The organism is Ferrovibrio sp., from assembly GCF_019636075.1.
Lineage (GTDB): Bacteria > Pseudomonadota > Alphaproteobacteria > Ferrovibrionales > Ferrovibrionaceae > Ferrovibrio.
On record NZ_JAHBYG010000063.1, the window covers coordinates 1 to 17,027 of the forward strand.

A 17,027-nucleotide genomic window follows, 5' to 3' on the forward strand; every position below is an offset into this window, starting at 1 on the left:
GTGGAGACCGGCTCCGGCGTCAGGCCGAGCGCCTTGGCGACATGCTCCTCGACGCGCGGGTCGATGTTGGCGAAGGTGCCGACGGCGCCCGAGATGGCGCAAGTGGCGATCTCCGCGCGCGCCGCGACGAGACGGCTGCGGCAGCGCGAGAACTCCGCATGGGCGAGCGCCAGCTTGACGCCGAAGGTGGTCGGCTCGGCATGGATGCCGTGGCTGCGCCCGATGGTGGGCGTCATCTTGTATTCCAGGGCGCGCTTTTTCAGGGCGGCCAGCAGGGCGTCGGTGTCGGCGATCAGCAGGTCGGCGGCGCGGGCCAGCTGCACGTTCAGGCAGGTGTCCAGCACGTCCGAGCTGGTCATGCCCTGATGCACGAAGCGCGCTTCGGGGCCGACGATTTCGGCCAGATGGGTGAGGAAGGCGATCACGTCATGCTTGGTTTCGCGCTCGATGGCGTCGATGCGGTCGATCTCCCACTTGCCCTTCTTCCACACTTCCTTGGCTGCCGCTTGCGGGATCACGCCCAGCTTGGCCTGGGCATCGCAGGCATGGGCTTCGATCTCGAACCAGAGCCGGAATTTCATCTCCGGTTCCCAGATGGCGGCCATTTCGGGGCGGGTATAGCGAGGGATCATGATGGTCTCACTGGGTGTCTCAGGATGGGCTCTCAGGCGGGAATCCGCATCATATTGGGCGGTCGCGGCGGTTTTACCCCCGGGCAGCCTGCCGCGCAACCGGCTAACTAACGCTGCGGGAGCCTTGCCTCCATGGGCGGTCTGCGGCAGCGTCCCGCCATTCAAAGGGAGTGACGCCATGGCCGCCGAAAACCAGCTTTCCACCATCGACCGCCGCGACCTGGATTTCCAGCTTTTCGAGCTGTTGAACGTGGAAGCGCTGAGCGCCCGGCTGCGCTATGCCGATCATGATCGCGGCACGCTGTCAGCGGCGCTGGATACGGCGCAAACCATTGCCGCGCAGTATTTCCAGACCCACAACCGCAAGGGCGACCAGACCGAGCCGCATTTCGATGGCGAACGCGTGCACATTATCCCAGAGGTGAAGCGGGCGCTGGACCGTCTGATCGAGGCCGGCTTCATGGCCGCACACCGAGATTACGACGAGGGCGGCCAGCAACTGCCCTGGGCGGTTACCCAGGCCTGCTTTGCCTGTTTCGATGCCGCCAATATCGGCAGCGTGGGCTATGCCTTCCTCACCATCGGTGCCGCCAACCTGATCGGTGCTTTCGGCAATGCCGCGCAGAAGGAGCTGTATCTCAAGCCGATGCTGGCCGGGCGTTTCTTCGGCACCATGTGCCTGAGCGAACCGCAGGCCGGGTCCGGCTTGGCCGATATCCGCACCCGCGCCACGCCGCTGGCCGATGGCAACTACCGCATCAGCGGCACCAAGATGTGGATTTCCGGCGGCGAGCATGACCTGTCGGAAAACATCGTGCATCTGGTGCTGGCCAAGATCGATGGCGCGCCGGCCGGTGTGCGCGGCATTTCGCTGTTCACCGTGCCGAAGCGGCGGGTGAATCCCGATGGTTCGCTGGGTGAGCGCAACAACGTGCAACTTGTCGGCCTCAATCATAAGATGGGCTATCGCTCCACCACCAACACTCTGCTGAATTTCGGCGAGAATGGCGAATGCGTCGGCCAGTTGGTGGGCGAACCGCATCGCGGTTTGGATTACATGTTCATGATGATGAACGAGGCGCGTATCGGGGTTGGCCTGGGCGCCACTTCGCTGGGCATCGCAGGCTATCGCTACAGCCTGGATTACGCCAAGAACCGGCCTCAGGGCCGCGCGCCGGATAACAAGAACCCGGCTTCGCCGCCGGTGCCGATCATTCAGCATGCCGATATCCGCCGGCTTTTGCTGGCGCAGAAGGCTGCCAGCGAAGGCGCCTTGGCGCTCTGTCTTTATGCCGCCAACCTGGTGGATGACGAGCATACCGCGCCAGACGAAGCCGCGCGTCAGCGCGCCAGACAGTTGCTGGATATGCTCACCCCGATGGTGAAATCCTGGCCGAGTGAATACTGCCTGGAAGCCAACAAACATGCCATCCAGGTGCTGGGCGGCTATGGCTATACCCGGGATTATCCGGTGGAACAGTATTACCGCGACAATCGCCTGAACCCGATCCATGAAGGTACCCATGGCATTCAGGGCATGGATCTGCTGGGGCGCAAGGTGCTGATGCGCGATGGTGCCGGCCTGGCATTGCTATTCAGCACCATACGCGAGGATATCGCGGCGGCGCGTGCGCTGCCCGATGTGACGGGCTTTGCCGATACGCTCGAAGCAGCGCTGCGCCGGGTGGAGGATTGCACCCTGGCCATGCAGCCGGCAGCCAGGGATGGCCGCATCGCGCTCTATCTGGCCAATGCCACCCTGTATCTCGATATGATGGGCCATGTGGCGATTGCCTGGATGTGGCTGCGCCAGGCCCGTGTTGCGGCGCTTGCCTTGCAGGCCGGAGCGGCCGGCGCCGATACCGCCTTTTACAAAAGCAAGCTGGCCGCCTGCCGGTATTTCTATGCTTATGAATTGGCCAAGCTGGATTATTGGTTGCCGCTGCTGGCACGGCTTGAGCCGACGACTCTGGAAACGGAGCCCGACTGGCTCTAACACCAGAGTATAATAGGCGTGATCGGCCGATGGCCTCATGATGGGGCTCGTGGCCTCATGATGGGGCTCGGCCCATGATACGGCATCGGATCGCGCCATGTTCCTCACCTTTCTCGTCGTCATTCACACGCTGGTCAGCTTCATCAGCATTTTTCTCGGCATGATCGTGCTGAGCGATTTGTTGCGCAGCGAAGCGCGGCCGCAACTCAGCGGCTGGTTTTTTGCCACGGCCTTGTTCACCTCGCTCAGCGGCTTCGCGTTTCCCGCTGCGGCTTTCCTGCCATCCCATGGCGTGGCCATTGTTGCGCTGCTGGTGCTGGCGCTGACATTGCCGGCGCGCTACCGCTTCGGCATGCTGGGTATCTGGCGGGTGATATATGCCGGTGGCGTGGTAGCGAGCGTGTATCTGCTGCTTTTCGTGCTGATGGCGCAGATGTTCACCCGCATCCCCGGCCTGAATGCGCTGGCGCCCACTTTGGCCGAACCGCCTTTTGCCATCGCTCAAGGACTGCTGCTGCTGGTTTCCGCAGGCTTCGGACTTTTGGCGATCAGGCGCTTCAGGCCGGCATAACCGCTGCGGCCAGGCAGTGAAACGGCTATACTGCCGGCATGGCCGAACCTGAAAAACCCCGCGACAAATATAGCCGCATGAATGCTCCGCGCGGCCTGAACGTGGCGCTTGGGCGGCTTACTTCGCCTTTGCTGCGCAAGCGCGGCGCCATATTCGGCGATATCATGCAGCGCTGGCCTGAGATTGTCGGCCCGCTTTTGTCGCCCGATACCCAGCCCGAGCGGCTGATCTATCCCGGCGAGGCGGCATCGGGCGCCACTTTGGAAGTGGCGGTCAGCGGGGCCCAGGCTTTGGAATTGCAGCATCTCGCGCCGTTGGTGGTGGAACGCATCAATGGTTATTTCGGTTATCGGGCGGTGGCCGGGTTGCGGCTGAAGCAGATGCCGATTCGGCGGCGGGAGACTCCGGCCCCGCCGATACGCCAACCCAGGCCGCTGGACGGCAAGGCAGCAGAACGACTCGAAGAGCTGCTTTCCGGGGTGGAGGACAAGAAACTCCGCCAAGCGCTTGAAACTCTTGGGCGATCCCTGCTGGCACAGCGCTAGTCTGCCTCAAAGCCGCCAGATTCCTGTGGATAAACAGATGAGTCGGGTTGCTGCCCCGGCGTGTGAATCCCTAAAATGCCCCTAGATATTGGGGGTTGGAGCCCATCTATGAAATATATACAGCGTATCTTCGGCGCCATGCTGTTTGCCTTGGCGTCTCTGCCTGCCCTGACCCCGGCTGCGGCCTCTGCCCAAACGGCGGCCCCGGCGGCGGCTGATCCCCGTTTGCAGGACATGGTTCTAGGCAAGGCCAATGCCCCGGTTACGGTCATCGAGTATGCCTCGCTGACCTGCCCGCATTGCGCCAATTTCCATGCCACGATCCTGCCGGTACTGAAAACCGAGTATATCGATACCGGTAAGGTGCGGCTGGTCTATCGGGATTTCCCGCTGGATCAACTGGCTTTCGCCGGTGCGGCGCTGGCCCGTTGCTCGGGGCCTGAGCGCTATTTCAGCTTCCTGGAAGTGCTGTTCGCGCAGCAGCGCCAATGGGCCACGGCGGCTGATCCGCGTGCGGCTTTGGTGCAGATCGGCCGGCTTGGCGGCATGTCGGCCGAACAGGTTGAAGCCTGCTTCGCCGATCAGGCCGTGGGCGATTACATCCTGAATGCCCGGCTGGAAGGCAATCAGAAATTCAACGTCAATTCCACGCCCACCCTGATCGTGAACGGCAAGACCTTGCCGGGCGTGCCGGGGATGGAGGAATTCCGTCAGTTACTGGATAGCCTGGCCAAGGATGGCGCTTCTGCGCCGGCTTCGCAATCCAACGCGTCCGGCGCCGGTGGTGCCGGCAGCGGTTTTTTCGCCGGTAACGTGAAGACCTACATCACCATTGCGGTGGTGGTGCTGATCGTCGGCGGTATCGTGTTCTTCCTGCTGCGCAAGCGTTGATCCGCGCCGCATCGTTGGTTGTCGAGTGTGCTTCGGCCCGATGGCAAACAGCCGTCGGGCCGACAAGAAAGTGAAAGGGTGACGCAGTGCAATTCACCAAGTTGCGCCTGTCCGGCTTCAAATCCTTTGTGGAGCCGACCGAATTCGTGATCCATCCCGGCCTCACCGGCGTGGTCGGTCCGAATGGTTGCGGCAAATCCAATCTGGTGGAGGCGCTGCGCTGGGTGATGGGCGAGAACTCGGCCAAGCGTATGCGTGGCTCGGGCATGGACGACATGATCTTTGCCGGCACCGCCACGCGGCCGGCGCGCAATGTCGCCGAAGTTTCGCTCAGCCTGGATAATCAAACCCGCACCGCGCCGGCTGCTTTCAACGAGCAGGAGACCCTGGAAATCGTCCGCCGCATCGAGCGCGAGCGCGGCTCGGATTATCGCATCAACGGCCAGGATGTGCGCGCCCGCGATGTGCAGCTTTTCTTCGCCGATCTGGCATCGGGTGCCAATTCACCAGCCATGGTCAGCCAGGGCCGCGTGGGCGCCATCATCAATGCCAAGCCCACCGATCGCCGCATGCTGCTGGAAGAAGCCGCCGGCATTTCCGGCCTGCATTCGCGCCGGCATGAAGCCGAGTTGCGTCTGAAGGCGGCGGAAAACAATCTCGGTCGCGTGGTCGATGTGATCGGCCAGCTCGACCAGCAATTGCAGGGCTTGAAGCGTCAGGCCCGCCAGGCCAGCCGTTATCGCAACATCGCTGGCCAGATCCGCCGCACCGAAGCCATTCTGTTCCATCTGCGCCATACCGCATTGCAGGAAGCTCTGGCCGCGGCCGAAGCCGCCATGCATGCTGCCGAGCGCGATGTGGCCGACCGTACCTTGCAGGTTTCGGAAGCCCATGGTGCTGAACGCATCGCTGCCGAGGCCCTGCCGCCGCTGCGCCAGGCCGAGGCCGAGGCCGGCGCCCGCCTACATCGCCTGGCTGTTGCCCGCGATGGCCTGGATGCCGAAGAGGCCCGCGCGCGGGAAGCCGCGGCTCAGGTAGAGCAGCGCATTGCCCAGATCGATGCCGACCGCCAGCGCGAACGCGCGCTGAATGCCGAGGCGCTGGAAACCCTGCAGAAGCTGGCGGCTGAAAACGAAAGCCTGCTGAGCGCCCAGAGCGGTGAGGCGGAAGCCCATAGCAATGCCGAGGCTGCTATCCAGGCGGCCCAGGTGCAGGTGGCCGAGGCCCAGACCGAGCTGGATGCGCAAACCGAGCGCGCCGCCGCCGAACAGGCCGAGCGTGCCCGTCTGTTGCAGACCATCGAAGATGCCGATCGCCGGCTGCAGCGCCTGCGCGCCCGGCTGGAGGAAGTGAGCGCCGAGCATCAGCGCCTGGAAACCGATGAAGGTGCTTTGGCTGCCGCCGCAGAAGCCGGTGCCGAGATCGAAGCGCGCCTGGCCGCTGTTGAGGCTGCCCGCGTGGCGCTGGATGCCGCCGAGGCCGAACAGGCCAAGCTGGTGGAAGCTGCCCGGGCCGCGCTGGAAGCGGTGGAAACCGATCATGCCGGCCGTATCGAAGCCGCCCGTGCGGCTCTGGAGGCCATCGAGGCCGAGCAGGCCGCCAAGGTGGAAGCGGTTCGTGCCGGTCTGGCCGGGTTCGAGCAGGAGCATGACGCGCGTATCCAGACGGCCCGCGAAAGCATGGAACGCCTGCTGGCCGACGAAGCCGTGAAGGTGGATGCGGCGCGTACTGGCGTGAATGCGGTGGAAGCCGAACACGCCCAGCATATCGATGAAGTGCGCGCCCGGGCCGCCGCAGCGGAAGCCGAGAAGGCCGCGCTGATAGAGCAGGCTCGTGCCGGCATCGAGGCTGCCGAGGCAGAACGCCAGCGCATTGCTCAGGCCGAGCAGACCGCGCGCGATGCCTGGCAGGCGGTGCAGGGCGAACTGACCCGCCTGAAGGCTGAAGAATCCGGTCTGGCGCGGCTGCTGAAGGTGGATGAGGCCTCGCTGTTTGCGCCGGTCATCGACCAACTTACCGTGGAGCCGGGTTTCGAGAAGGCGCTGGGTGCGGCGCTTGGCGATGAACTGAATTCTTCAGCCGATACCGGCGCGCCGGTATTCTGGGAAGCGTTGCCGCCGCTTTCCGATCCGCCGGCCTTGCCGGAAGGTGCGGTATCGCTCACCGCCCATGTTTCGGCGCCGCCGGCTCTGGCGCGCTGCCTGGGCCTGATCGGCATCGTGGAAGAGGCCGATGGCGCCCGTCTGCGCAGCCAGTTGCGTCCAGGCCAGCGTCTGGTTTCCAAGTCTGGCGCGCTGTGGCGCTGGGATGGCTTCACGGTCAAGGCGGGTGCGCCCACGCCAGCCTCGATCAAGCTGGAACAGCGCAACCGCCTGGCTGATCTGCGCGAGGAATTGCGCGAGTTGGAAGGCAAGCTGGCCGATGCGCAGGAGGCCTATCAGCAGGCCCGTGCGGCCACCGAACAGGCGGTGCAGGCCGAGCGTGCGGCACGCGGTGCCGTGCAACAGGCCGAATCCGCCCGCGATGCCACCCGTGCCGAAGGCGCCGATTGGGTTAAGCAGGCCGAGAATGCAGGCGCTGCCCGCCGCCAGGCCGCCGCCGCCGATCTGGCACGCGCCGAGCAGGCACGTGAACAACTGCGGCGCGAAGCCGAACAGGCCGTGCAACAGGCCGAGCGTGACCGCGCAGAAGCCCGCCAGCGTGGCGATGCCGAAGTGGCCAATGCCGAACGCGAGCGCGTGCGTGCCCGCGAAGCCGGCCAGGCCGCCATCGCCACGGCTGAACGCGAACGCCAGTCGGCCCGCGAACAGGCCAACCAGGCGCTGGCCGCCGCCGAGCGCGAGCGCCAGGCCAGCCGCCAGCGTTGCGACCAGGATATCCAGCGCGCCGAGCGCGAACTTGAAACCGCCCGTGCCCGCCAGGCCGATGTGGTGCGCCGCGAGGCCGAACGGCAATCCAAGCTGGCTGCCCTGGCCGATCAGATCGCTCAATTGAGCAATGATGTCGCCGAGCTGGAAAGCCAGCGCCAGGCCCTGGCCGAAGCCTTGAGCCTGATGCCTGATGAAGCCTTGGCCCGCGAGGCGATTGCGGCCCTGCGCTTACGCGTGGATGGTTTGCGCCAATCCCTGGCCGAAGCCCGCGCGGCGCTGGAGCAACTGCGTCGTGAGGCCATGGCCCGCGCCCATCGCCTGGAAGCGATGGTGCATGAGCGCAATGCCGCCGAGGCGCATGCCTCCAGTTCGGCGCAGCAGCTTGAGCAGCTTGAAAGCCGCCAGGCCGAGGCCGAAGCGGAATTGCTGCGGCTTTATGAAATCCCGACCGGCATCGAAAGCAAGCGCGGGGCGCTGCTGGAGGAGATCGGCAAGGCGGAGGCCGCACGCAACGAAGTGGCCGACCATCTTGCCAATGCCGAAGCTGCCCAGGCCTTGGCGGCCAAGACGGCCCGCGAGCTGGAACAGATTCTCGGCCATTGCCGTGAGGCCCGCGTCCGCACCGAGGCTGATTTCGAGCATCAGCGTCAGAGCCTAGACGAGCTTGCGCTGCGTATCCGCGAGGCGCTGGAATGCGAGCCGGCCGATGTGCTGAAGGCCGGCGAGGTGGAGGATGGCGAGGAATTCCCCACCCTGCCGCAGGTGGAAAGCCGCCTGGAGCGTCTGCGCAAGGAACGCGACAATATGGGGCCGGTGAATCTGCGTGCCGAGTTGGAAGCGAACGAAGTCGAGGAAAAGCTCACAACCCTGCAGGGCGAGCAGAACGATCTGATCGCTGCGATCGAAAAGTTGCGTCAGGGCATTGCCAGCCTGAACAAGGAAGGCCGCGAACGCCTGCTGGATGCGTTCCAGAAGGTGGATGCGCATTTCCAGAAGCTGTTCGTGGAAGTATTCGGCGGCGGCAAGGCGCATCTGCAGTTGGTGGAAAGCGACGATCCGCTGGAAGCCGGCCTGGAAATCATGGCATCGCCGCCCGGCAAACGCTTGCAGGTAATGTCGTTGCTTTCGGGTGGCGAGCAGGCGCTCACGGCACTGAGCCTGTTGTTTGCGGTGTTCCTCACCAATCCGGCGCCGATCTGCGTGCTCGACGAGGTGGACGCGCCGCTGGACGATGCCAATGTGGAACGTCTGTGCAATCTGATGGAGACGATGGCGCGTCAGACCTCGCAAATGGGCGAGGGTACCCGCTTCGTGGTGGTGACCCACCATCCGATCACGATGGCGCGTATGGATCGTCTGTTCGGTGTCACCATGGCCGAGCGCGGCGTTTCCACCCTGGTATCGGTGGATCTCGCCGGCGCCGAGGCGATGCGCCAGACGGCTTGAACAGCAGCAGCGGACAATGCGGCCTTAGCGCCGCATTGCCTCGCGCAGTTTCGCATCCTTGGCCGGATCGACCCACCAGGACATGAATTCGTTGCCGTATTTCGGAACGATATCGGTCTTGCCGAACTTGTCCCAATAGGCGATGCGGTCCTTGCGCAAGGTCCAGCCCGGCACGGCGTAGAAGCCCCAGGTCAGCGCGCGATCCAACGCGCGGGTTGCCGCTATCAATTCCTCTCGGCTTTTGGCGAAGATCACCGCATCCACCAGCTTGTCGATCGCGGCATCCTTGATTCCGGCATAATTGCGGTTGGAAGGATTGTCGGCAGCGGCGCTGCTCCAGAAACTGCGCTGTTCATTGCCTGGCGAATTCGATTGTGGCCAGCCGCCGAAGATCATGTCGTAATCGAAAGCGCGGGTGCGATTCACATATTGGGAGCTGTCCACCGTGCGGATATTCAGCTTGATGCCGAGCCGTTGCAGGCTCTGGCCCCAGGCGGCGGCAATACGTTCGAAGCTGGGATCGGCCAGCAGGATTTCGATCTCGAAGGCTTTGCCGTTCTTGTCGCGCAGGCTGCCATCCTTCACCGCATAGCCGGCCTGGTTCAGCAATTCACGCGCCTTGCGCAAAGCGTTGCGGTCGGCGCCTGAGCCATCGGTCTCCGGCGATTTGAAGGCCGGGCCGAACGCGCGGGCGGGCAATTGTGTACGCAGCGGTTCCAGCAGTTTCAATTCATCCGCTCCGGGCATGCCTTGCGCGGCGAAATCGGAATTCTCGAAATAACTGTTGGTGCGGCTATATTGGCCGAAGAAGAAAGTCTTGTTCGCCCATTCGAAATCGTAAGAGAAGGTCAACGCCTCGCGCAGGCGCGCATCCTGGAATTTATCGCGCCGCAGATTGAACACAAAGCCGCTCAGGCCGGTCGGGCGATGATGCGGAATTTCCTCCAGCTTCACCAGGCCGTTGGTGCGGGCGGGAAACTCGTAGCCGGTATTCCACACGCGGGCGATATTTTCGCTGCGATAGTCGTATTGTCCGGATTTGAAGGCTTCCAGGGTTACGGTGCTGTCTCGATACACATCGAAGCGTATGCTGCCGAAATTATAGCGGCCCTTATTGAGCGGCAGATCCTTGGCCCACCAATCGCTGCGCAATTCATAAACGATATAGCGGTTGGCCTGGAATTCCTTGATGCGATAGGGGCCTGAACCAGCCCAGGGTTCCAGTGTCACCTTGTCGAAGCCGCGCTTTTCCCAGAGCGATTTTTGCAGCACCGGTAATTGGCCGACAATCTGCGGCAATTCGCGGTTGGGCGGGCCGGTGAAATGGAACTTCACCTTGCGCGGCCCCAATATTTCGGCGCGGGTTACATTGGCATAATAATACTGCATCATTGGCTCGCCCTCGGCCTTGATGCGTTCGAAGCTATAGGCCACGTCTTCAGCGGTGATGGGCGCGCCATCGGCCCATTTCGCCTGTGGGCGCAGGTCGAAAGCCACCCAGCCCAGATCGTCGGGCACTTCCACGCTTTCGGCGATCAGGCCGTATTCTGCCGATATATCATCCATCGGCGAACCCATCAGGGTTTCATAGAGGAAGGCCAAGCCCGGCGCTTCGTCGCCCTTGGGGATGAAGGGGTTCAGGTTGTCGAAACCGCCAACGCTGGCCAGTTTGATTTCGCCGCCCTTCGGCGCGTTGGGATTCACGTAATCGAGATGTTTGAAATCGGCTGGGTATTTCGGCTCGCCCACCAGCGACAGGGCGTGGGTCTTTTTGGTCTGTGCGGCGCCGGCCAGCGGCAAGGCGGCGGTGAAGGCCGCGCACAGCATGAGGAGAGGGGTGAGGAGCTTGAGGCGCAACATCATCGATCTCCGTATTCGGTTGGGCGCCGGATCAGGCGCCGCTCAAAATCTCCCGCGCCGCCGTATGCAAATCGGCATTGGCCGCCGCCAGCACCCGGGCCGGCGAGCGCGTATCCAGTACCCGACCTTCCCAATCGGTGATAACGCCACCGGCACCCTGTATCACCGGGATCAGGGCGGCGTAATCATAGGGCTGCACCAAGCCGTCCACCACGATATCGGCAAAGCCACCGGCAATCAGGGCATAGGCGATGCAATCGCCGCTCATGCGGTTCAGCCGGCAGGCCTTGCGCAGGCGGGTAAAGGCCGCGGCTTCAGACTCGTTGAAGCCATCCACATAGGTAGTGAGCAAAGCGGCATCGGCAAGGCTGGTGCCGGAATTGGCTGGGGCTGCGCTGCCGTTGCAGGTGGTGGTATGGCCCTCGGCGCCGATCCAGCGGTCGCGCAGGATGGGCTGGTCTATCACGCCCAGAACCGGCTTGCCGTCTTGGGTAAGGGCGATCAAGGTGCCGAAGATCGGCAGGCCGGTGACAAAGCTCTTGGTGCCGTCGATAGGATCCAGAATCCATTGCCAGGGCGCATCCGGGCGCTCATGGCCGTATTCCTCGCCAAAGATGCCATGGTCTGGATAGCTGGCGGCAATCGCCTGTCGCATGGCGGCTTCGGCGGCGCGGTCGGCCACGGTCACCGGCGAGGCATCGGCCTTGCGTTCGATATCGATTCGTTTGCGGTAATGCGGACGGATCGCTTCGCCGGCCAGATCGGCAAGGTGGCTGGCGAAGCGGATCAGATCATCCGGGCAGCGCACCGCAGCTACTTACGGCAGCGGCTTGGGATCGTCGGCCAGGGTGCGCAGATAGGCCAGCAGGTCGGCGCGTTCCTTGTTGCTGCGGATGCCGGCGAACGACATCTTGGTGCCAGGAGCATAGGTGCGCGGGCTGCCCAGGAAGGCGAACAGGTTTTCGTAGGTCCACTCGCCGGGGGTCTTCTTCAGGGCATCGGAGAAGGCAAAGCCATCGACATGGCCCTTGTGGTTGCCCACCACGTTCCAGAGATTCGGGCCGACCTTGTTGGCGCCGCCCTTTTCAAAGCTGTGGCAGGCCACGCATTTGGCCGCAGACTTCTTGCCGGCTTCAACATCAGCAGAGGCCAGCAACGGGCCCATCTCCGGGGCCGGTTCGGCCGCTGCCGGGGCTGCGCTGGCTGAGGGGGCGGCGTCGGCCACTTCAATCTTGAAGGCCTGCTCGGCCAAGGGCGCGCGGTGGAACAGGATATTGCCGAACTGGTTCACACCCATGATCACCAGCAAGCAGGCGAGCACCGCGCCGGCGATCTTGTTCAGCTCGAAACTATCCATATCGCGCAACTCCCGAAAAGGCATAGATTTCGGAGCCTTCGTTGGGGCCCGAAAAGCGGTCGCAGATTACTGCCTTCCCCGGATCGTCCGCAACCCGTATAAACCCCCGGGCAGGCACCAAGGCGGTGCCGTCCGATGCGGCGAAGTGCCGCACCCCGCGTCGCCTCAACCATTTGAAATCCCAACCGATTGAAAACCATGAACCCAGCCGCCCAGTCTGCCAATTCCCCTCGCAACCCGATTGTGCTGATCCCTTCGCGGCTGGCCTCTACCCGGCTGCCAGACAAGCCGCTGGCCGATATTCATGGCAAGCCGATGATCGTGCATTGCCTGGATCGTGCCCGGGAAGCCGGATTCGCCCGGGTGGCGGTGGCCTGTGGCGATGCGGCGATTGCCCAAGCCGTAACGGCGGCGGGCGGCGAGGCGGTTTTGACCGATCCGGCGCATCCCTCGGGCTCCGACCGGATCTGGGAGGCTTTAGGCCGGTTGGACCCGGATGGCCGCCATGATGCGGTGATCAACCTGCAGGGCGACCTGCCTGCCATCGATCCCAAGGTGGTACGTGCGGCATTGCTGCCATTGGCCGATGCGGCGGTGGATATCGCCACCTTGGCCACGCCGATCCAGGATCGCCATGAAATCGACGACCCCAACGTAGTGAAAGCGGTGTTGAGCCTAGAGCCGGAGCAGACCGTGGGACGGGCGCTGTATTTCAGCCGCCGGCCGGTACCCTCGGGTGAAGGGCCGCTGTGGCACCATATCGGCATCTATGCCTATCGCCGCGCGGCGCTACAGAAATTCGTCAGCCTCAAGCCCAGCCCGCTGGAGCGCCGGGAGAAACTCGAACAGTTGCGCGCATTGGAAAACGGCCTGTGCATCGCGGCCGCTGTCGTTGACACCCTGCCGCTCGGAGTCGATACTCCGGCCGATCTTGAACGCATCCGCCAAGTCATGGCGAAACAACGATAATCAGCTCATTCAAGGGTAGTTTCAGCATGTCGCCTGCGCCCGCCATTGCCTCGGCCGATACAGACCCGACGACCATCGTGGCATTCCAGGGCGCGCCCGGCGCCTATTCGCATCTGGCTTGCCGCGAGGCCCTGCCCGATCTGGCGCCGCTGCCCTGTGCCACCTTCGAGGATGCCTTTGCCGCCGTGCGCGAGGGCCGTGCGGTTTGCGGGCTGATTCCCATCGAGAACAGCACGGCTGGGCGTGTGGCCGATATCCATCAATTGCTGCCCGATGGCGGGCTTTACATCACCGCCGAACATTTCTTGCGCGTGCGGCATCAGTTGCTGGCGCCGAAATCAGCCACGGCGAAAAGCGTGAAGCGGGTATACAGCCATGTGCAGGCGCTGTCGCAATGCCGCCGGGTGATCCGCGATATGGGCATCGAGCCGGTCGTGTCCACCGATACGGCAGGCTCGGCCAAGGAAGTGGCCGAACGCAACGATCCAGCCGAAGCGGCGATTGCCTCCACCTTGGCCGGCGAATTGTATGGCTTGCAGATTCTGCGCGCGGATATCGAGGATATGACCTCCAACACCACGCGTTTCATCAAGCTGGAGCGTCAGCGCCGCGACCCGGATCCGATCCAGGGCAAATGCCTCACCAGCCTGATGTTCCGCGTGCGCAGCGTGCCGGCGGCGCTGTACAAGGCGCTGGGCGGTTTCGCCACCTGCGGAGTCAACGTCGTGAAACTGGAAAGCTACATGGCCGATGGTTTCCGCGTGGCCGAGTTCTATGTCGAGATCGAAGGCCATCCGGCGGATAGCAATGTTGATCTGGCGTTGCAGGAACTGGCGTATTTCTCACGGCAGCTCAAGCTGCTGGGCGTCTACCGGGCGCATCCGTTCCGCCAGGAAAGCTGAATAGCGGGGCGGCAGGCATGCGCGGCCCGCAAACTGCCAGCACACTATCGCGCCGCGCGCTGTTGGGTCTGGCTGCCGCATTGCCATTGGTGCAGCCGCTGCGGGCACAAGACATTCCATCGGAAACCGATGTGGCGGTGATCGGCGCCGGCATGGCCGGATTGGCAGCGGCGCGCCTGCTGCGCGAACGCGGCCTGCGCGTGGTCGTGCTGGAAGCGCGTCAGCGTTTGGGTGGCCGCGCCTTCACGGATGCTGCGCGGCTGGGCTTTCCGGTCGATCTCGGTGCGCTGCATCTGCGGTCGGTGGAACTCAATCCGCTGGTGCCGCTGTTGCGATCGCAGAATGCGGCCGCCGAAATGGAGGATGGCGATTTCTGGCTGTTCGAGCCCGGGCGCGATGCCGAGCCAGGCGATTACGACAGTCTGGGCGCTGACCTCGACAAGCTGGACGATGCTTTGGCCGATGCCAAATCGGCGCGTCAGGACAGGCCGCTGGCCGCCCTGGTTTCGCTTGATTCGCGTTGGGCCGATGCGGCCAAGGGATTGGCCGGCCCGCTGCATGTCGGATTGGACTTCCCGCAGCTTTCGGCATTCGATACGCCCAGGCTATCTGGCACCGGACGCGATCTATGGTTACCGGGCGGGTTGGGCAGCTGGGTCGCTGGCCTGGGTAATGGTCTGCCGGTTTTCACCGGCCAGCCGGTGCATCGCATCGAATGGAGCGACCGTGGCGTGAAGATTGCCCATGCAGGCGGTGTGCTGGAAGCGCGCGCCTGCATCGTGGCTGTGGCCCCTGGTGTGATCAATGCCAACGGCATCGGCTTTTCGCCGGAACAGCCGGCGGCGCGACGAGAGGCTTTGAGCCGGTTGCAGATTGGCGTGATCGAACGGGTGCTGCTGCGGTTCAAGCCTGGCAGTTTCGATGCCGTGGCGAACACCCAGGTTTATGGGCCATCCACGCTGAACGGTCCGCCGGTGGCCCGTCAGGCCATGCTGTTCCGGCTGAATTGCCAGAACCGTTCCGTGGTACAGGCCAGCTTTGGCGGCAGCTATGCGCGCGAACTGGCCAAGGAAGGCGAAGCGGCAATGATTGCGGCCGCGCGGGCACGGCTGAAACTGTTGATGGGCAACGCGGCGGATGACGGTTTCGAGGATGCCATCGCCAGTCGCTGGAGCACCGATCCGTTCAGCCTGGGCAGCCATAGCGTGATCCGCCCGGGCGCCAGCGGTGTGCGGCGTGCCCTGGCCACCCCGATGGGCCGCGTGCTGTTTGCCGGCGATTATATTGCGCCCGCCGATTGGCTGGGTCAGTTGCCCGGCGCCTGGCTTTCGGGGCGCGACGCAGCGCAGACGGTTATCAGGATGCTGGGCTGATCGGTAAGCAAAGTGATCAGGGCTCTCGGCTCAGGCCGCGCTTGCCGATCTCTTCCAGATATTTCGCCCAGAGTTCGTCCTGGTCGTGGCCGCGCTCATAGAAATATTCCCAGCTATAGAGCCCGGTATCGTGCATGTCGTCGAATTTCAGCCGCACGGCATAGCTGCCCACCGGTTCGATGCCGATGATATTCACATGGCGGCGGCCGGCCACGTAATTGCGCTGATGCGGGCCATGGCCCTGCACTTCGGCCGATGGGCTTTCCACACGCAGGAATTCTGCCGTGAAACGGAAAGTCTTGCCATCGGCGAAATCCACTTCCAGCGCCTTCTCCTGGGATTTAAGGCGCAGTTCCAGGCATGCCGGGCGGCCGGCGCGCTCATAAAGCGGGCGGCTGTCTGGCATCAGGCCGCGTCGTCGAGCGAGCGGGCTTCGTCCACCAGCATGATCGGGATGCCATCGCGGATCGGATAGGCCAGTCGGGCCTGCTCGCTCACCAACTCATTACGGTCGCGGTCATAATGCAGGGTGGATTTGGTCAGCGGGCAAACCAGCAATTCCAGCAGTTTGGGATCCACGGGGGCATGGCTGTTTTTTGCTGGGCTTGCATTCGGCTGTTCGCTCATCGCATCCTCGCGTGCCTTCAGGTCGGATCAGTTCAGACTATTGCCGCTACCGGGGCGCTGCAACTGCGCCATCTCCAACAGCGCGCTGAGCAACTCGGCGCGATGCTTGAAATCGCGGCTGTCCAGGAAGGCCTGCTTCTCGGCCGGCGCGAATGGGCAGATCATCGCCAGCGAATGCACCAGCAATTCATCGGGCGTGGCCTCGATGGCCGGCCAATCCGCGGCGAGATTGTTGGTATCGAGAAACCCGCGCAATGCCTTCAGCATGCGGCTGCGGTCGAACTGCCCATCGGCGGCCGGCAGCAGATCGTGCTTATAGCCGGCGAAATCCGCCCGCACCTGGCGAAAGCTGGTGGTGGTTTCCAGCTCTTCGGCGATATCGAAGCGGCAGATGCCGCGCAGCGTGATCAGGATGCGGCCATCATCGGTATCGGTGGCGCTGACGATCTCGCCGGCACAGCCGGTGTGGTATACGGCCGGCTTCTTGCCACCTTCATTCTCACGCGGTTGCACCATGCCGATCAGCTTGTCGCCGGCCAGGGCCGCGCGCGTCATCGCCAGATAGCGCGGTTCGAAGATATTCAGCGGCAGCAATCCACGCGGCAGCAGCAACACACCGGTCAGCGGAAAGATAGGCAGATGCGCCGGCAGGGCGCCGGCTCTTTGGGGCTCGGGCTGCTCGCTTTGCGGCGGCTGCGTCATGCGAACAGGATCGAGGCCAGCTTGCGGCGGGCATCCACCACCAGCGGGTCCATCGGGCCCATGGCTTCGAACATCTGCAGCAATTGCTTGCGCGCGGCCTCGTCATTCCATTTGCGGTCGCGCTTCACGATTTGCAGCAGATGGTCCATCGCCTCTTCCTGGCGATTGTCGCCAACCAGCGCAATGGCATAGTCGTAACGCGCCTGATGATCGGCGGGATTGGCGGCCACGGCGGCTTCCAGCGGGGCAAGCTGGCCGGCGGCGGCACCGGCCTGACGGGCCAGTT

Annotated in this window: 16 protein-coding genes; 8 read left to right on the plus strand and 8 right to left on the minus strand. The window is 63.6% G+C overall.

The window, feature by feature from the left end:
- On the minus strand, positions 1-632 hold a 632-nt coding region (locus KF827_RS18470), incomplete at its 3' end, for a lyase family protein (protein ID WP_291008712.1).
- Positions 633-810: 178 nt separating this feature from the next.
- Between KF827_RS18470 and KF827_RS18475 the strand changes: the two genes are divergently transcribed.
- From KF827_RS18475 to KF827_RS18495, 5 genes are all read left to right on the plus strand, one after another.
- A complete protein-coding gene (locus KF827_RS18475; protein WP_291008715.1) occupies positions 811-2,628 on the plus strand; it encodes an acyl-CoA dehydrogenase in 1,818 nt (605 codons plus the stop codon).
- 97 nt (positions 2,629-2,725) lie between these two features.
- On the plus strand, positions 2,726-3,199 hold the full coding sequence (locus KF827_RS18480) for a hypothetical protein (protein WP_291008718.1): 474 nt from the start codon (positions 2,726-2,728) through the stop codon (positions 3,197-3,199).
- A 38-nt stretch (positions 3,200-3,237) separates the two neighbouring features.
- Positions 3,238-3,744 carry a DUF721 domain-containing protein gene (locus KF827_RS18485; protein WP_291008721.1) on the plus strand — a complete coding sequence of 169 codons (507 nt, stop codon included), beginning with the start codon at positions 3,238-3,240 and terminating at the stop codon, positions 3,742-3,744.
- Between the two features lie 108 nt (positions 3,745-3,852).
- Entirely contained in the window at positions 3,853-4,635 is a 783-nt protein-coding gene (locus KF827_RS18490; RefSeq protein ID WP_291008724.1) for a DsbA family protein, read from the plus strand.
- 86 nt (positions 4,636-4,721) lie between these two features.
- A complete protein-coding gene (locus KF827_RS18495) occupies positions 4,722-8,951 on the plus strand; it encodes an AAA family ATPase (protein ID WP_291008727.1) in 4,230 nt (1,409 codons plus the stop codon).
- A 24-nt stretch (positions 8,952-8,975) separates the two neighbouring features.
- Here the strand turns inward: KF827_RS18495 and KF827_RS18500 are convergent, their stop codons facing one another.
- From KF827_RS18500 to KF827_RS18510, 3 genes are read right to left on the minus strand one after another with little or no spacing between them, the layout of a single operon-like run.
- The gene (locus KF827_RS18500) at positions 8,976-10,811 is read right to left on the minus strand and encodes an extracellular solute-binding protein (RefSeq protein WP_291008730.1); all 1,836 of its coding nucleotides are present in this window, start codon (positions 10,809-10,811) and stop codon (positions 8,976-8,978) included.
- A gap of 31 nt (positions 10,812-10,842) precedes the next feature.
- Positions 10,843-11,619 carry a histidinol-phosphatase gene (hisN, locus tag KF827_RS18505; protein WP_291008733.1) on the minus strand — a complete coding sequence of 259 codons (777 nt, stop codon included), beginning with the start codon at positions 11,617-11,619 and terminating at the stop codon, positions 10,843-10,845.
- Between the two features lie 9 nt (positions 11,620-11,628).
- The gene (locus tag KF827_RS18510) at positions 11,629-12,168 is read right to left on the minus strand and encodes a cytochrome c family protein (RefSeq protein ID WP_291008736.1); all 540 of its coding nucleotides are present in this window, start codon (positions 12,166-12,168) and stop codon (positions 11,629-11,631) included.
- A 198-nt stretch (positions 12,169-12,366) separates the two neighbouring features.
- On the opposite strand from KF827_RS18510, the gene KF827_RS18515 reads away from it, so the two are divergent.
- Genes KF827_RS18515 through KF827_RS18525 form a run of 3 tightly spaced genes read left to right on the plus strand, consistent with a single transcriptional unit; the run spans position 12,367 to position 15,412 of the window.
- Entirely contained in the window at positions 12,367-13,137 is a 771-nt protein-coding gene (locus tag KF827_RS18515; protein WP_291008739.1) for a 3-deoxy-manno-octulosonate cytidylyltransferase, read from the plus strand.
- Between the two features lie 26 nt (positions 13,138-13,163).
- Positions 13,164-14,039: a prephenate dehydratase gene (locus tag KF827_RS18520; protein ID WP_291008742.1), complete on the plus strand. Its 876-nt coding sequence runs from the start codon at positions 13,164-13,166 to the stop codon at positions 14,037-14,039.
- 17 nt (positions 14,040-14,056) lie between these two features.
- Complete coding sequence (locus KF827_RS18525) at positions 14,057-15,412, plus strand: NAD(P)/FAD-dependent oxidoreductase (RefSeq protein WP_291008745.1); 1,356 nt, start codon at positions 14,057-14,059, stop codon at positions 15,410-15,412.
- Positions 15,413-15,428: 16 nt separating this feature from the next.
- On the opposite strand, the gene KF827_RS18530 is transcribed toward KF827_RS18525, so the two are convergent.
- The 4 genes from KF827_RS18530 to KF827_RS18545 all read right to left on the minus strand — a co-directional run.
- Positions 15,429-15,818 carry a DUF971 domain-containing protein gene (locus KF827_RS18530; RefSeq protein WP_291008748.1) on the minus strand — a complete coding sequence of 130 codons (390 nt, stop codon included), beginning with the start codon at positions 15,816-15,818 and terminating at the stop codon, positions 15,429-15,431.
- On the minus strand, positions 15,818-16,039 hold the full coding sequence (locus KF827_RS18535; protein WP_291008750.1) for a Trm112 family protein: 222 nt from the start codon (positions 16,037-16,039) through the stop codon (positions 15,818-15,820). The genes KF827_RS18530 and KF827_RS18535 overlap by 1 nt, the downstream gene beginning before the upstream one ends.
- A 27-nt stretch (positions 16,040-16,066) precedes the next feature.
- Positions 16,067-16,741: an LON peptidase substrate-binding domain-containing protein gene (locus tag KF827_RS18540; protein WP_291008753.1), complete on the minus strand. Its 675-nt coding sequence runs from the start codon at positions 16,739-16,741 to the stop codon at positions 16,067-16,069.
- A partial coding sequence (locus KF827_RS18545) for a tetratricopeptide repeat protein (protein WP_291008756.1) occupies positions 16,738-17,027 on the minus strand: 290 nt, incomplete at its 5' end. The genes KF827_RS18540 and KF827_RS18545, both read right to left, overlap by 4 nt.

Bases quoted from the DNA above. Each gene is read 5' to 3' on its own strand.
- KF827_RS18475 (WP_291008715.1), top strand. From the start codon at position 811: ATGGCCGCCGAAAACCAGCTTTCCACCATCGACCGCCGCGACCTGGAT.
- KF827_RS18480 (WP_291008718.1), top strand. From the start codon at position 2,726: ATGTTCCTCACCTTTCTCGTCGTCATTCACACGCTGGTCAGCTTCATC.
- KF827_RS18485 (WP_291008721.1), top strand. From the start codon at position 3,238: ATGGCCGAACCTGAAAAACCCCGCGACAAATATAGCCGCATGAATGCT.
- KF827_RS18490 (WP_291008724.1), top strand. From the start codon at position 3,853: ATGAAATATATACAGCGTATCTTCGGCGCCATGCTGTTTGCCTTGGCG.
- KF827_RS18500 (WP_291008730.1), bottom strand. From the start codon at position 10,811: ATGTTGCGCCTCAAGCTCCTCACCCCTCTCCTCATGCTGTGCGCGGCC.
- KF827_RS18510 (WP_291008736.1), bottom strand. From the start codon at position 12,168: ATGGATAGTTTCGAGCTGAACAAGATCGCCGGCGCGGTGCTCGCCTGC.
- KF827_RS18515 (WP_291008739.1), top strand. From the start codon at position 12,367: ATGAACCCAGCCGCCCAGTCTGCCAATTCCCCTCGCAACCCGATTGTG.
- KF827_RS18520 (WP_291008742.1), top strand. From the start codon at position 13,164: ATGTCGCCTGCGCCCGCCATTGCCTCGGCCGATACAGACCCGACGACC.
- KF827_RS18525 (WP_291008745.1), top strand. From the start codon at position 14,057: ATGCGCGGCCCGCAAACTGCCAGCACACTATCGCGCCGCGCGCTGTTG.
- KF827_RS18530 (WP_291008748.1), bottom strand. From the start codon at position 15,818: ATGCCAGACAGCCGCCCGCTTTATGAGCGCGCCGGCCGCCCGGCATGC.
- KF827_RS18535 (WP_291008750.1), bottom strand. From the start codon at position 16,039: ATGAGCGAACAGCCGAATGCAAGCCCAGCAAAAAACAGCCATGCCCCC.
- KF827_RS18540 (WP_291008753.1), bottom strand. From the start codon at position 16,741: ATGACGCAGCCGCCGCAAAGCGAGCAGCCCGAGCCCCAAAGAGCCGGC.